Here is a 15,224-nt window from a genome sequence, read left to right as displayed (position 1 = left end):
GACTTGCTCTGTTAAAAATCACGGATACCGCTATATTCAAATCATCGAAGCGACGCACTCCTCCTCCCAGCGTCGCTCGATGTGGATCGGTGGTACTCCTCCTCCCAATCACCGATCAAGTTTGAAGCCTGCCGCACCTCCTCCCGCGGCAGGCTTTTTCCTTTTCTGGGCGTCTATTCCTTGAATATTTTGGGCTGTCGATTTTCAGCGCACCGGCTTAGTGCTGAAGACGGTCCGCGGTCTCCCCTTGGATTTCCGGGGGATTTTGAATTTCTGCGTCAAGGCAATGAGCGTTGAAATCAGGCGTGCGTCGATCACATTTTCGTTATGTCTAGATAAATTTGCACAGTTTTGTGGTGGCGTGCCCTGCCGGGCCATTGCTTACCCCCGGCCCTGTGTTTAAGCATGAGCAAAAGAACGCTTGGGAGGTTGCCGGCACGCCTGTGTCTGCGGCCCGAAAGCGGCGGGGAGAGAATGGCAGACTTTCAAGAGGCGCTGAAGCGGTTTCAGCCGATCGCGGTTTCATCGATCGCTGAAGACGAGCTCAGGTTGCGACTACGCGGCCTGCAGGCGCGAATGATCCAGCAAAATATTAAGGCGGTCTGGCTCGATGCATCATCGTCGCTGACCTATTATACCGGCCTGTCGCTTGGTCTTTCCGAGCGCATTCACGGCGCCCTGGTGCCGGCGGAAGGCGTGCCGGTCTATGTCAGCCCGACCTTCGAGGAGCCGAAGCTTCAGACGCTCATCCGCATTGCGGGTGAGGTTGCCGTCTGGGAAGAGGATGAAAGTCCCTTCGACCTGATGGCAAGACGTATCGGTGCCTTGACCTGTCCCGGTCATCTTGTCGCCATCGATCCCGCCACCCCCTTTGTTTTCGCATCGGCCCTCATGCAGCGCCTTGAAGGGCGCATCATTTCCGCCCAGCCGATGATCGTCGCCCAGCGGCAGGTCAAATCCGCAGCCGAGATCGCCATCATCCAGACGGCGATGGACGCGAGTTACGGCGTGCACAAGGCCGTGTTCGAGGGGCTGCGTCCCGGCGTTTCCACCACGGAAGTCGCTGATTTCGTTAATGCGGCGCATATTGCCCTTGGCCTGAAGCCGCTTTTCGTGGCGGTGCAGTTCGGCGAGGCGACGGCCTATCCGCATGGCGTGCCCCATGCGCAGACGCTCAGCGAAGGCGATATGGTGCTGGTCGATCTCGGCGGCATTCTTCATGGCTATCGTTCCGATATCACCCGCACCTATGTCTTTGGCAAACCGACGGAACGGCAGCGTTTCCTCTGGAACGCCGAGCGCGACGCGCAGGCGGCGGCCTTTGCCGCCGCCAAAGTCGGCGCTGCCTGCTCGGATGTGGACAGGGCCGCGCGCGACAGCCTGAAAGCGGCCGGCTTCGGCCCGGATTATCAGCTTCCCGGCCTGCCGCACCGCACCGGCCACGGGCTTGGGCTGGATATTCACGAAGAACCCTATATCGTTGCAGGAAATGCCACGGCGCTGGAGCCGGGCATGTGTTTTTCCATCGAGCCGATGCTGTGCGTTTATGGCGAATGCGGCGTCCGTCTCGAGGATATAGCCTATATGACGGAGGCGGGACCGCGCTGGTTCTGCCCACCGGAGAAGAACCTCGACCGGTTGTTTCAGCCGGTCGCCGGGTAATTGGTCGGGAGGCAAAGGACCGAACGGCGATAGGGGTGATCCCATGTCGCTGCTGACCAGAAGAGGTAGGCCCCCGGACGGGGCCGCAGGAACTCAGAAAAAGAGGGAAAGGACCACCAGATGAAAACGCTGACCCGCAGTTTGCTTATCGCCTCTGCGATTGCGATCACTTCCGCCATGCCCGCCATGGCGAAGACCTTCGTTTATTGCTCCGAGGCATCGCCGGAAGGCTTCGATCCGTCGCCTTATACCGCAGGCGGCACCTTCGATGCCTCCGCGCATCCGGTCTATAACCGTCTGACCGAGTTCAAGAAGGGCACGACCGAAGTAGAGCCTGGCCTTGCGGAAAAATGGGACGTTTCCAAGGATGGTCTCGAATACACTTTTCACCTGCGCAAGGGCGTCAAGTGGCACTCCAACGACAAGTTCACGCCGAGCCGCGAATTCAACGCTGACGACGTGATCTTCAGCTACAACCGCCAGGGCGACGCGAAGAACCCGTGGAACCAGTATATCGCAGGCATCACCTACGAATATTACAACTCCATGGAAATGCCGTCCCTGATCAAGGAAATCGTCAAGGTCGACGATTACACGGTCAAGTTCGTGCTGACCCGCCCGGAAGCGCCGTTCCTCGCCAACATCGCCATGCCTTTCGCTTCGATCGTGTCGAAGGAATATGCCGATACGCTGGAAAAGGCCGGCACCAAGGAAGACTTCAACAACCTGCCGATCGGCACCGGCCCGTTCAAGTTCGTCGCCTATCAGAAGGACGCGGTCATCCGCTACCAGAAGAACGCCGACTACTGGGGTGAAGCTCCGAAGATCGACGACCTGATTTTCGCGATCACGCCTGACGCCGCCGTTCGCCTGCAGAAGCTGAAAGCTGGCGAATGCCACCTGATGCCATACCCGGCTCCGGCCGATCTGGCGACCATCCGCGCCGACAAGAACCTCAAGCTCGATGAGCAGCCGGGTCTGAACGTCGCTTACTTCGCCTACAACACGACCGTTGCACCTTTCGACAAGCCGGAAGTGCGCAAGGCGCTGAACATGGCGATGAACAAGCAGGCGATCATCGACGCCGTGTTCCAGGGTGCCGGCCAGGTTGCCAAGAACCCGATCCCGCCGACAATGTGGTCCTACAACGACAGCATCAAGGACGATGCTTACGATCCGGAAGCTGCCAAGAAGGCCCTCGAAGCCGCTGGCGTCAAGGATCTGTCGATGAAGATCTGGGCAATGCCGGTGCAGCGTCCTTACATGCCGAACGCCCGTCGTACCGCCGAGCTGATCCAGTCGGATTTTGCGAAGGTCGGCGTCAAGGCCGAGATCGTTTCCTTCGAATGGGGTGAATACCTCAAGAAGTCCACCGAAGTGAAGCGCGACGGCGCTGTCATCCTCGGCTGGACCGGCGACAATGGTGACCCGGACAACTTCCTCAGCGTTCTCCTGTCCTGCGCCGCAACCGGTGAAGGCGGTGCGAACCGTGCACAGTGGTGCAACAAGGAGTTCTCGGACCTGTTGGCCAAGGCAAAGCAGACCACCGACGTTGCCGAGCGCACCAAGCTTTATGAGCAGGCACAGGTGATCTTCAAGGAACAGGCTCCGTGGGCGACGCTTGCGCACTCCACGCAGTTCGTTCCCATGTCCGCCAAGGTTTCCGGCTTCACCATGAGCCCGCTTGGCGACTTCACCTTCGAAAACGTCGACATCGCGGAGTAATCCCCGAACAACCGGACGCGCGGAAGAACCCTGTTCTTCCGCGCGTCTTTTCAGGAAAAAACCATGATCCGGTTCATTCTCGGCAAACTTCTCTATCTCGTTCCGACCTTCCTCGGGATCACCATCGTCGCCTTCGCCTTCGTGCGCGTCCTGCCGGGCGATCCCGTGCTGTTGATGGCGGGCGAGCGTGGCATTTCGCCCGAAAGGCATGCGCAGCTTGCCGAACAGCTCGGTTTTGCTCAGCCCATCTGGCAGCAATATCTCCATTTCCTTGGACGGCTGCTTCAGGGCGATCTCGGCAATTCGCTGGTCACCAAGAAGCCGGTTCTCACCGAGTTCCTGGCGCTCTTTCCCGCGACAGTCGAGCTTGGTCTCGTCGCCATCATCATTGCAACGCTCATCGGCGTTCCCGTCGGCGTCATTGCCGCCATCAGACGTGGCTCCTGGTTCGACCAGATTTCCATGACTACGGCGCTCGTCGGCTTCTCCATGCCGATCTTCTGGTGGGGTCTGCTGCTCATCATCATGTTCTCCGGCATCCTGCAATGGACGCCGGTGTCAGGCCGTATCTCGCTGATGTATTTCTTCCCCTCCGTTACCGGTTTCATGCTGATCGACAGCCTGATTTCGGGACAGAAGGGCGCGTTTGCCTCGGCTCTGTCGCATCTCATCCTGCCCTCGGTGGTGCTCGCCACCATTCCGCTTGCGGTGATTGCGCGCCAGACGCGTTCAGCCATGCTGGAAGTACTCGGTGAGGATTATGTGCGCACGGCTCGTGCCAAGGGGATGTCTCCTTCGCGCGTGGTCGGCATTCATGCGCTGCGCAACGCCATGATCCCTGTTATCACCACTATCGGTCTGCAGATCGGCGTGCTGATGGCTGGCGCGATCCTGACCGAAACCATCTTTTCCTGGCCGGGCATCGGCAAGTGGATGATCGATTCCATCTCTCGCCGCGACTATCCGGTCGTGCAGAGCGGCCTGCTGTTGATCGCGGGTCTGGTGATGATCGTCAACCTGCTCGTCGATCTGACCTATGGCCTCATCAATCCGAGGATCCGTCACAAATGACCGATGTGATCACCACTCCGGGCGTGCGCCTCTCAGACGCCGCCATCCGCCGCCGGATGATCGCCGATTTCTGGTTCTATTTCCGCCAGAACCGTGGCGCCGTTATCGGGCTTGCCGTGTTCATCCTTCTCGTGCTGGTCGCGGTTTTTGCGCCGCTGATCGCGCCGCATGATCCGACCCAGCAATATCGCGATGCGCTGCTCGTGCCGCCGGTCTGGCAGGAAGGCGGCCGTGCCGGCTTCTTCTTCGGCACGGACGCCGTCGGGCGTGACATGTTGTCCCGCCTGATATACGGCGCGCAATATTCGCTGTTCATCGGTATCGTTGTCGTTTCCATCGCGCTCGTCGGCGGCATCGTCATCGGTCTCATTGCCGGCTTCTTCGGCGGCTGGGTCGATACCGTCATCATGCGTGTTATGGACGTCATCCTGGCGTTTCCGTCGTTGCTGTTGGCGCTGGTGCTGGTCGCGATCCTCGGCCCAGGCCTCACCAATGCCATGATCGCCATCGCCATCGTCTATCAGCCGCATTTTGCCCGTCTGACGCGCGCTGCCGTCATGAGCGAGCTCAGGCGTGAATATGTCACGGCCGCGCGCGTGGCCGGTGCCGGCAATTTCCGGCTGATGTTCAAGACCATCCTGCCGAACTGCCTTGCGCCGCTGATCGTGCAGGCAACGCTTTCGTTCTCCTCTGCGGTTCTCGATGCGGCCGCACTCGGCTTCCTCGGCATGGGCGCGCAGCCGCCTGCCTCCGAATGGGGCACGATGCTGGCGGAAGCGCGTGAATTCATCCTGCGCGCCTGGTGGGTCGTGACCCTTCCGGGCCTGACGATCCTGATCTCGGTGCTCGCCATCAACCTCATGGGTGACGGCCTGCGCGATGCGCTCGATCCCAAACTGAAGCGGAGCTGAGCGATGAGCCTGCTGAAAATCAAGAACCTCACTGTCAAATTCGCCACCGCCACCGGCGCCTTCACGGCCGTCAACGGCATCGATGTTTCCGTCGACAAACACGAGGTACTGGCCATCGTCGGCGAGTCCGGTTCCGGCAAGTCGGTATCGATGCTCGCCGTCATGGGGCTTCTGCCCGATACGGCGACGATTACCGCCGACGAGATGACCTTCGATGGCAAGAACCTTTTGGCCATGTCGCCGCAGGAGCGCCGGAGGGTGATCGGTCGCGAGATCACCATGATCTTCCAGGAGCCGGTCGCCTCGCTCAACCCGTCCTTCACGGTCGGTTTCCAGATCGAGGAGGTTCTGCGCCTCAATCTCGGCATGAGCGGCGCTGCCGCGCGTGCGCGCGCCCTGGAGCTGTTCCGGGCTGTCGGCATTCCCGAGCCGGAAACCAAGCTTAAGGCCTATCCGCACCAGATGTCGGGCGGCCAGTGCCAGCGCGTGATGATCGCCATCGCAATCGCTTCCAAGCCGCGCCTGCTGATCGCCGACGAGCCGACCACTGCGCTCGATGTGACGATCCAGAAGCAGATCCTCGATCTGCTGATGAACCTGCAGGCGGAATATGGCATGGCGCTGATTCTCATCACCCATGACATGGGCGTGGTGGCGGAAACCGCAGATCGCGTCGTCGTGCAATATAAGGGCCGCAAGATGGAGGAGGCGGATGTCTTGAGCCTGTTCGAGGCCCCGCAGCATCCCTATACCAAGGCACTGCTTTCGGCCCTGCCGGAAAATGCCACCGGCGACCGTTTGCCCACGGTTTCCGATTTCTTCGGCAAGGAGGGCGTTCAATGAGTATCGTTGTCGAAGGCAAGGGCATTACCCGCGACTATCACGTTCCCGGCGGCCTGTTCGGCGGCGCCAAGACGGTGCAGGCCCTGAAGGGCATCGACTTTACCGTCGAGCGCGGCAAGACGCTCGCCATCGTCGGTGAATCCGGCTCCGGTAAATCGACGCTGGCCCGCATCATCGCGCTGATCGATCCAGCATCCGGCGGCGAACTGAAGATCGAAGGCAAACCTGTCGATATCGCCAGACGCCGTCCGGACACGCAGATGCGCTCCAAGGTGCAAATGGTGTTCCAGAACCCCTATGGCAGCCTCAATCCGCGCCAGAAGGTGGGCGACGTGCTGATGGAACCGCTGGTCATCAACACCAAGATACCGGCTTCCGAGCGCCGCGAGCGGGCCGAAGCCATGCTGGTGAAGGTCGGTCTCGGTCCTGAGCATTTCAACCGTTATCCGCACATGTTCTCCGGCGGCCAGCGCCAGCGCATCGCCATTGCGCGCGCCCTGATGCTGAACCCGGCGCTGCTCGTGCTGGACGAGCCGGTCTCCGCGCTCGATCTTTCGGTGCAGGCGCAGGTGCTGAACCTTCTCGCCGACCTTCAGGAAGAATTCGAGCTGACCTATGTTTTCGTCAGCCATGATCTTTCGGTGGTGCGTTACATCGCCGACGATGTGATGGTCATTTCGAAGGGTGTGGCGGTGGAGCAGGGCACGCGCGAGGAACTCTTCGCCGATCCGAAGCATCCCTATACCCGCCAGCTTTTCGCCGCCACACCGATCACGGATGTCGATGCCATCCGCGCCCGCGTGGAACGCCGCAAGGCGGCACGGCTGGCGGCGACAGCCTGAAGGCTGACGACCGAGGTTAGGAACAGGCCGGATTGCCGGCCTGTTCTTTTTCAGGACTTCAGGAAACGCTCGACTGCCGCAAGCGCGCCCTGCTCCCGAATGTCTCGATAGGCGGCTTTCAGGGCTGGGACGAAGGTTTCGTTCCCGGGCAGGTCGCTGCCAAATGTGCGTTCGAAAGTCAGAAAACGGTCGACGACCGCATCCGGCGCCATTGCCAGTTGATCCGGCGCATCCCACTCCTTGAAAGCGGGATCGAGAATGGTGATCGGCTGCCCCTTTTCATTCTTGTCCGCGCAGGACCTGATCCAGAGCGCGACGGCGAAAATGACCGTCCGGCTTTCAGCCTTCTCCGCAAGCAATTCGCGCAAGGGGCCAAGAATGCGCAGCGGCACTTTCTGCGACGCATCGGAGGCGATCTGCATGGTCTTGTGCTGCAATGAGGGATTGGCGAAACGATCCCGCAGGCCGGCTGCGAATTCCGCCCCGTCGACGGCGGGATCGAGCGTCCGTTCGATCTCGCACCAATAGGCGTCGATGAAATCGCGCACGGGCTTTTCACCCCATGCATCCGCCACCGTCGCAAGGCCGGCAATCTGGCCGATGGCGGCGATGGCGCTGTGGGAGCCGTTCAGCATTCTGAGCTTCATATGCTCGTATGGCTCGACATTGGCGACGAATTCCACGCCCGATTTCTCGAGCGCCGGCCTTCCATGCGGAAAACGGTCCTCAATGACGAAACGGAAATAGGGTTCGGCCACCACCGGCCAGGCATCGCTGAGGCCGAGTGCGGTCGAAATCGCCTCCCGGTCCGCATCTGTGGTGGCGGGAACGATCCGGTCCACCATCGAGCAGGGGCAGGCAATATTGGTTTCGATGAAGGACGCCAGTTCCGGATCGGCCAGTTCCGCAAATTCCAGCAGCAGCTTTTGCAGCACATGGCCGTTGGCGGGCAGGTTGTCGCAGGAAAGGAGCGTCAGGGGCTGAGAACCTTGCCTGCGCCTGCGCCGTGTGGCCGCAAGGATGAAGCCGAAGATGGAGCGCGGCCGCTCCGGGTTTTCGAGATCATGGACGATATCGGGATGATCGCGCAGCAGGCTGCGGGAGGCGAGATTGGTCAGGTAACCCTTCTCCGTCACGGTCAGTGTGACGATGAGGACGCGCGGATCGGCCATCCGCTCCACCAGCCGTTCGGGCTCTTCCGGGGCGACGATGGTTTCGAGAATCGAGCCGATGATGCGCAGGCGCTCGCTCTCCCCGTCTCGCAGGCAAAAGGTGTAGAGATTATCCTGCGGCTCGATGGCGTCGCGCGTATCCGGGCTGCGCAGCGATGCCGCAACGATGCCCCATCGGGTTTCGCCGCGATTAAGGCAATCGTCGATGAAGACCGCCTGATGAGCCCGATGAAAGGCCCCGACGCCGAGGTGGACGATGCCGGGCGTGACGCTTTGGCGGTCATAGACGGGTGTCGTGACGGATTGCGGCAGGCGGGGCAGGGTTGCAGCGGAAAGCCGGTCTGTCATCGATGCGAAATCCCCATGCCGAACGGGACGATTGTGGCTCGCGCCGCTCTCATTGCGGCGTCCGGCTTATGGCGCATCACGTCAGTTCCTCCCCCAATATGCGAAATGATCAGGCGCCGGCCTCTTTGAGCAGCCGGACCTGGCGCAGCGTATTCTGGCGGCTGCGCTCGAGATGCCGCCACAGGGCATCGACGATCTGGGCCTTACTGCCGGCGGCGATGGCATCGGCGATATTCTGGTGCTCTTCGACCGAGCGGGCGTAGTCGCCGAGGATCGAGACGAAAACCGTGTGGGTCTGGTCGAGAATGCGCTCATGCGAGCCGGAAATGACCGGAATGCGCGCCGCCGACACAAGGGTCGTATGGAAGCTGCGGTCGTACAAAAGCGCTTTCGACAATTCGTCGAGCGTCGAGCCTTTGGCGAATTTACGATGTTTCGCAAGGCTTTCCAGAAGTTCCGCGTGCAGCGCTCCATCCAGTTGCCCGGCGTCGAAGGCCACTTCCACCGCGCCTTTTTCAAGCAGCATTCTGGCGGCGTAAAGTTCCTCCACATCCTCCACGGTGAAATCGCGCACAACCATGCCGCGCCGGGAGGAATTGACCACCAGCCCATCGGCCTCGAGTTTCAGGCAGGCTTCCTTCACCGGCGTGGGGCTGATGCCGAGATCGGCGGCAAGCTCATTGGGCAGCAGGCGTTCGCCGCCGCGCAATCTGCCGCTGACGATGCGTGCGCGCAGTTCCCGGTGCGCCTGTTCGGCGAGCGTGACTTTGACCAACGAGTTCATGGCGGCATCATTGCCCAGCTTAGAAGAGCTGGCAATGGCTGAATATTAAAAATAAAAAATTTTTTATTTTACAAAGACCATTTTTGCTTTAGCTCTGTCCGTCAGTGGGGAGCCGGCTGCTGGAGGAGGGCGGTCTGGCAATTTCCCTAAAGCCATCTTCGCGGCCCGTGGTCGCGGGGACGCGGCGTCTATTCCTCCCCGCAAGCAATCAGCAATCGAGGAATGACCGATCATGAAAATTACCGCCGTCGAACCTTTCATCCTGCACCTGCCGCTGACTTCGGAGTCCATTTCCGATTCCACCCACAGCATCACCCATTGGGGCGTCGTCGGTGCAAAGATCACCACCAGCGATGGCCTTGAGGGCTATGGTTTTACCGGCACCCACGCGCATCTGCCGTCGGACAGGCTGATCACATCCTGCATCAGCGATTGTTACGCGCCCTTGCTGGTGGGGGAGGATGCGTCGGAGCAGTCGAGGCTGTGGACGAAACTGGCCCGTTATCCGGCGCTGCAATGGGTCGGCAGGGCAGGCATCACCCATCTGGCGCTGGCCGCAGTTGACGTTGCGCTGTGGGACCTGAAGGCGAAAAAGGCGGGCGTGCCGCTCTGGCACTATCTCGGCGGCGCGCGCACTGCGGCGGTGGAAGCCTATAATACCGATATCGGCTGGCTTTCCTTCACGCTGGAGGATTTGCTGACGGGTAGCGCGAGAGCGGTGGAGGAGGATGGGTTTACCCGGCTGAAGATCAAGGTCGGGCATGACGATCCGAATATCGATATTGCCCGCCTCGCCGCCGTCCGTAAGCGTGTCGGTTCGTCCATCCGCATCGCCATTGACGGCAACGGCAAGTGGGATTTGCCCACATGCCAGCGTTTCTGCGCGGCGGCGAAAGATCTGGACATTTACTGGTTCGAGGAGCCGCTCTGGTATGACGATGTGACGAGCCATGCACGGCTGGCGCGCAATACGTCCATTCCGATTGCGCTCGGGGAGCAGCTTTACACGGTGGATGCGTTCCGCTCATTCATCGATGCCGGTGCGGTTGCCTATGTCCAGCCGGATGTGACCCGGCTTGGCGGTATCACCGAATATATTCAGGTTGCCGATCTCGCGCTCGCCCATCGCCTGCCCGTGGTGCCGCATGCCGGCGAGATGAGCCAGGTGCATGTGCATCTGAGCTACTGGCACCCGGCTTCGACCATTCTCGAATATATTCCCTGGATCAAGGATCACTTCGAAGAGCCGATCCATGTGCGGGACGGTGTCTACAAACGTCCGGAGCGCCCCGGCGCCAGCACGACGCCGCTGGCGGAAAGTTTCGCCCGTTATGGCAAGGCGGTGAAATGAGCAGCGGTATAAAACCCGGATTTTAAGGGAGGGAAGCCCGCCCTCCGTCATGCCGGACTAGATCCGGCATCCAGCCACGGCGCGTTTGCGCCGTGAAAAGAGTCTTTCGCGATCAAAGACTTGATCGCGCTGGACCCCGGATCTAGTCCGGGGTGACGGAGTACGGATGATGCAATTTTTCCAAATTTAGCGCCAGCCAAGAGCCGGCGCCACTTGCTTGAGGATCGTCTCGATCACATGGGCGTTGTAATCGACGCCCAGCTGGTTCGGCACGGTCAGGAGCAGCGTGTCGGCCTCGGCGATGGCCTCGTCGGCTTTCAGCTGTTCGATCAGTTTTTCCGGCTCGGCGGCATAGCTGCGCCCGAAGATCGCGCGTGTCTTGTCGTCTATATAACCGATCTTGTCATCGCCTTCGTTGCCGTAACCGAAATATGACCGGTCGCGGTCGTTGACGAGGGCGAAGATGCTGCGGCTGACCGATACACGCGGTTCGCGGGTGTGGTCCGCTTCCTTCCAGGCTTCCCGGAAGGTGCGGATCTGCTGCGCCTGCTGCACATGGAAAGGCTCGCCCGTTTCATCCGTCTTCAGCGTGGAGCTTTGCAGGTTCATGCCGAGCTTTGCCGCCCAGACCGCCGTTGCATTGGAACTCGAACCCCACCAGATGCGCTCGCGCAGCCCTTCGGAATGCGGCTCCAGCCGCAAAAGGCCGGGCGGGTTCGGGAACATCGGGCGCGGATTCGGTTCGGCGAAACCTTCGCCTTTCAGAAGCTCGAGGAAGACTTCGGTGTGCTGACGCGCCATGTCTTCTTCGCTCTGGCCTTCGGCCGGGCGGTAACCGAAATAGCGCCAGCCATCGATCACCTGCTCCGGCGAGCCGCGGCTGATGCCGAGCTGCAGGCGTCCGCCGGCGATGAGGTCGGCCGAACCGGCGTCCTCCGCCATGTAGAACGGGTTTTCATAACGCATGTCGATGACGCCGGTGCCGATCTCGATCTTTTTCGTGCGCGCGCCGACGGCGGCCAGCAGCGGAAAGGGCGAGGCAAGCTGGCGGGCGAAATGGTGCACGCGGAAATAGGCGCCGTCGGCGCCCAGCTCTTCCGCCGCGACGGCGAGGTCTATCGATTGCAGCAGCGTATCGGCGGCCGAACGGGTCTGCGACTGAGGCGAGGGCGTCCAGTGGCCGAAGGACAGGAATCCGATCTTTTTCATGATGACCTTCCAGATGTCGGAGGATGCCGGTCTTCACAAACCGGCTTCGTTGTTGTCAGTCATATAGGCTGGCACGCGTATCCTCCAACCGGCCGGGCGTAGACACGGTGTCGCCGAAATGTGAACGATGGCTGTTCAGACCATCATCCGGCGGTCGAGGATGAAGAGTTTTTCATGCGCGCGCGCCGTGGTGAGAATGAAGTCCATCAGCGAGCGCACACGCGGCACATTGGCAAGGTCCTGATGGCTCGTCAGCCAGTAGCCGCGCCGCAGTTCCACTTCGCCGGCAAGCACCATCTGCAAATCCGGAAAGCGCGCGGCGATGAAATTCGGCAGGATGCACAGGCCCCGGCCGCTCAGCGTGGCAGTCAGCTGCGCGAAAATACTCGAGGACTGAAAGCCCGGACGCAGGCCGGGCAGCACATCGCGCATATAATCAAGGCCGGGTGAGAAGATCAGGTCCTGTACGTAACCGATGAAGAAGTGATCGAGCAGGTCCTCGCGCTTGGTGATTCTCGGCCGTCCGGCGAGATAGGAACGCGAGGCATAGATATGCAGCGTATAATCGATGATCTGTTCGTTGATATAGGGACCGGCCTTCGGCGGATCGAGCGTGACGGCGACATCCGCCTCCTTTCGGGAAAGCGCCATGATCTGCTGGATCGTCACCATTTCCACCATGATGTGGGGATGCGTGATGGCGAAGTCTTTCAGCCTTTCCACGAAGAAAAAATTGGAAAAACCTTCAGGCGCGCTAAGGCGTACCACGCCGCGCAGCAGGCTGCCGCTTTCGGAAATATCCGATTGCAGCCTTTCCGCTTCTGCCTCGATACGCTCGACCGTATCCACCAGCCGCCGCCCGACGGTCGTCAGTTCATAACCGCGCGGGTTTCGCTCGAACAGCTTGGTTTTAAGCGAGAATTCCAGCCGGTCGATATGGCGGGAGACGGTGGCGTGGCTGGTGCGCAGGCTTCGGGCTGCCGATGAGAGCTGTCCGGTGCGAGCCACGGCCAGAAAATATTGCAGGTCGTCCCAGGTGAAAGGGGTAGCCATATTTGTCTCCCATCAAGAGTTCTGTTCAAAAATGAACAGTTCCTGTTCGCAATTTGATGATGCCCCGCTCTTGTGTCAACGGCCGAATTCGAGAAGTCTAGGCTCAGGATGCATCGCTTTGAGGAGGGCGGTGTGACCGTTCAGGTGCAATGGCATGGAAGCCCGCAGGCGGTTTCGTTCACCGTTGCACAGACCCATCTGAGGCTCGCAATCATCTCTGGGAGGAGAAGTCATGCGTAAGAGTATCGTTTTATCCACGGCCATGGCGCTGGCCGCTGGCACCGCCGCTTATGCCGCCGAGATTTCGGACGGCAAGGTCAAGATCGGCATCTTGAACGACCAGTCGGGCGTCTACGCCAATTTCGGCGGCAAATACTCTTATGAAGCCGCGAAGATGGCGGTCGAGGATTTCGGCGGCAAGGTGCTCGATGCGCCGGTGGAAGTGGTGACCGCCGACCACCAGAACAAGGCGGACGTCGCCTCCAATATCGCCCGCCAATGGTACGATACCGAACAGGTCGATTCGATCATGGAACTGACCTCGTCGTCGGTCGGCCTTGCCGTGCAGGCGCTGTCCAAGGACAAGAAGAAGATCACCATCAATACGGGTGCGGCAACCACCGAGCTGACCGGCAAGCAGTGCAGCCCCTATGGTTTCCATTGGGCCTATGACACCTATTCGCTGGCGGTCGGCACCGGCGGCGCGCTCGTCAAGCAGGGCGGCGACAGCTGGTTCTTCCTGACCGCCGACTATGCCTTCGGTTATTCGCTGGAAGAAAACACGTCGAATTTCGTCAAGTCCAATGGCGGTAAGGTTCTGGGTTCCGTGCGCCATCCGCTTGCCACGACGGACTATTCCTCCTTCCTGCTGCAGGCGCAGTCCTCGGGCGCGAAGGTCATCGGTCTTGCCAATGCCGGTCTCGATACCTCCAACGCCATCAAGCAGGCGGCCGAATTCGGCATCGTCGCCGGCGGCCAGCGGCTTGCGGCGCTTCTCTTCACGCTTGCAGAAGTCCACGGCCTCGGTCTCGAAGCGGCTCAAGGGTTGACGCTGACGGAAGGTTTTTATTGGGACCGCGACGATGAATCGCGCAAGTTCGGCGAACGCTTCAAGGAACGCACCGGCGCCATGCCGAACATGGTGCATGCCGGCACCTATTCCGCCGTGCTGCACTACCTGAAGGCCATCGAAAAGGCCGGCGCAGACGATGCCGATGCCGTCGCCAAGGCCATGAAGGAAATGCCCGTCAACGACGTCTTTTCGAAGGACGGCCATGTGGCCGCCAACGGCCGCATGATCCACGACATGTATCTCATGGAAGTGAAGAAGCCGGACGAAAGCAAGCAGCCGTGGGATTATTACAAGGTACTTGCCACCATCCCCGGCAAGGAAGCCTTCATGGACCCCGCAAAGAGCGGTTGCCCGCTGGTAACGCAGTAAAGAAGAATAAAAAGGGGAAAGCTTGATGACGATCGCTCCCGCCCTTGCCGGGCAGGCCGAACCTCGCGTCGTTCTTTCGGCGCGCGGTCTCTCCAAGACCTTCGGCGCATTCGCGGCCGTGAAAAACGTCGATCTCGACGTCCACCATGCCCGCGTGCATGCGCTTATCGGTCCGAACGGTGCCGGCAAAACCACGGTCTTCAACCTGTTGACCAAGTTTCTCCAGCCGACAGGCGGGGCGATCACCTTCATGGGAACGGACATAACAAGGACGCCGCCGGACAAGGTGGCGCGTCTCGGCCTCGTCAGGTCTTTCCAGATATCGGCGGTGTTTCCGCATCTGACGGTTCTGGAAAATGTGCGGGTGGCGTTGCAGCGGCCGAACAGCCTTGCAACGCAGTTCTGGCTGCCGCTCTCCTCGCTCGACAGGCTGAACGCCCGCGCCGAGGAACTGATCGCCATGGTCGGCCTGACACGGGAAAAACATGCGCTTGCGGCTGATCTTTCTTACGGCCGCAAGCGGGTTCTCGAAATCGCCACCACGCTGGCGCTCGATCCGAAGGTTCTGCTGCTGGATGAACCGATGGCCGGCATGGGCGGCGAGGATGTCGCCCATGTCGCCGAACTCATCCGCGAGGTGGCAAAGACACGCGCGGTGCTGATGGTCGAACATAATCTGAAAGTCGTGGCCGATATCTGCCACCACGTCACGGTCTTGCAACGCGGTGAAATTCTGGCGGAGGGCGATTATGCCACCGTTGCCGCCGATCCGCGCGTGCGCACGGCCTATATGGGCACGGAGGAGGCTTGAT

General features: G+C 60.5%; 13 protein-coding genes. 9 read left to right on the top strand and 4 right to left on the bottom strand.

Annotated features, from left to right (window positions below; translation table 11 throughout):
• Positions 1-474: 474 nt before the first annotated feature.
• From PIB16_RS14105 to PIB16_RS14080, 6 genes are all read left to right on the top strand, one after another.
• On the top strand, positions 475-1,662 hold the full coding sequence (locus PIB16_RS14105; protein ID WP_065657352.1) for a M24 family metallopeptidase: 1,188 nt from the start codon (positions 475-477) through the stop codon (positions 1,660-1,662).
• 120 nt (positions 1,663-1,782) lie between these two features.
• Positions 1,783-3,387: an ABC transporter substrate-binding protein gene (locus tag PIB16_RS14100; protein ID WP_065657351.1), complete on the top strand. Its 1,605-nt coding sequence runs from the start codon at positions 1,783-1,785 to the stop codon at positions 3,385-3,387.
• 63 nt (positions 3,388-3,450) lie between these two features.
• On the top strand, positions 3,451-4,458 hold the full coding sequence (locus tag PIB16_RS14095; protein ID WP_065657350.1) for an ABC transporter permease subunit: 1,008 nt from the start codon (positions 3,451-3,453) through the stop codon (positions 4,456-4,458).
• Entirely contained in the window at positions 4,455-5,369 is a 915-nt protein-coding gene (locus tag PIB16_RS14090; protein WP_065657349.1) for an ABC transporter permease subunit, read from the top strand. Before PIB16_RS14095 ends, PIB16_RS14090 begins: the two co-directional genes overlap by 4 nt.
• Before the next feature lie 3 nt (positions 5,370-5,372).
• Positions 5,373-6,212 carry an ABC transporter ATP-binding protein gene (locus PIB16_RS14085; RefSeq protein ID WP_003522485.1) on the top strand — a complete coding sequence of 280 codons (840 nt, stop codon included), beginning with the start codon at positions 5,373-5,375 and terminating at the stop codon, positions 6,210-6,212.
• On the top strand, positions 6,209-7,054 hold the full coding sequence (locus tag PIB16_RS14080) for an ATP-binding cassette domain-containing protein (protein WP_065657348.1): 846 nt from the start codon (positions 6,209-6,211) through the stop codon (positions 7,052-7,054). Before PIB16_RS14085 ends, PIB16_RS14080 begins: the two co-directional genes overlap by 4 nt.
• 50 nt (positions 7,055-7,104) lie before the next feature.
• On the opposite strand, the gene PIB16_RS14075 is transcribed toward PIB16_RS14080, so the two are convergent.
• Both PIB16_RS14075 and PIB16_RS14070 read right to left on the bottom strand, forming a co-directional pair.
• Entirely contained in the window at positions 7,105-8,574 is a 1,470-nt protein-coding gene (locus tag PIB16_RS14075) for a mannitol dehydrogenase family protein (RefSeq protein WP_065657347.1), read from the bottom strand.
• Positions 8,575-8,683: 109 nt separating this feature from the next.
• A complete protein-coding gene (locus PIB16_RS14070) occupies positions 8,684-9,358 on the bottom strand; it encodes a GntR family transcriptional regulator (RefSeq protein ID WP_065657346.1) in 675 nt (224 codons plus the stop codon).
• Between the two features lie 232 nt (positions 9,359-9,590).
• Between PIB16_RS14070 and PIB16_RS14065 the strand changes: the two genes are divergently transcribed.
• Positions 9,591-10,709: a mandelate racemase/muconate lactonizing enzyme family protein gene (locus PIB16_RS14065; protein ID WP_065657345.1), complete on the top strand. Its 1,119-nt coding sequence runs from the start codon at positions 9,591-9,593 to the stop codon at positions 10,707-10,709.
• 186 nt (positions 10,710-10,895) lie between these two features.
• Here the strand turns inward: PIB16_RS14065 and PIB16_RS14060 are convergent, their stop codons facing one another.
• Together PIB16_RS14060 and PIB16_RS14055 are read right to left on the bottom strand one after the other, a co-directional pair.
• Positions 10,896-11,918 (bottom strand): LLM class flavin-dependent oxidoreductase, encoded by a 1,023-nt coding sequence (locus PIB16_RS14060; protein ID WP_065657344.1) that lies wholly within the window; start codon positions 11,916-11,918, stop codon positions 10,896-10,898.
• 135 nt (positions 11,919-12,053) lie between these two features.
• Entirely contained in the window at positions 12,054-12,971 is a 918-nt protein-coding gene (locus tag PIB16_RS14055; RefSeq protein ID WP_065657343.1) for a LysR family transcriptional regulator, read from the bottom strand.
• 232 nt (positions 12,972-13,203) lie between these two features.
• On the opposite strand from PIB16_RS14055, the gene PIB16_RS14050 reads away from it, so the two are divergent.
• Both PIB16_RS14050 and PIB16_RS14045 read left to right on the top strand, forming a co-directional pair.
• Positions 13,204-14,412 carry an ABC transporter substrate-binding protein gene (locus PIB16_RS14050; protein WP_065657342.1) on the top strand — a complete coding sequence of 403 codons (1,209 nt, stop codon included), beginning with the start codon at positions 13,204-13,206 and terminating at the stop codon, positions 14,410-14,412.
• Between the two features lie 25 nt (positions 14,413-14,437).
• A complete protein-coding gene (locus PIB16_RS14045) occupies positions 14,438-15,223 on the top strand; it encodes an ABC transporter ATP-binding protein (RefSeq protein ID WP_065657341.1) in 786 nt (261 codons plus the stop codon).
• Position 15,224: the final 1 nt, after the last annotated feature.

Origin of the sequence: Agrobacterium sp. ST15.13.015, assembly GCF_027871645.1 — a bacterium.
Lineage (GTDB): Bacteria > Pseudomonadota > Alphaproteobacteria > Rhizobiales > Rhizobiaceae > Agrobacterium > Agrobacterium leguminum.
The sequence above is the reverse complement of the archived record's forward strand: the minus strand, read 5'-3'. Positions and strand labels throughout refer to the sequence as shown.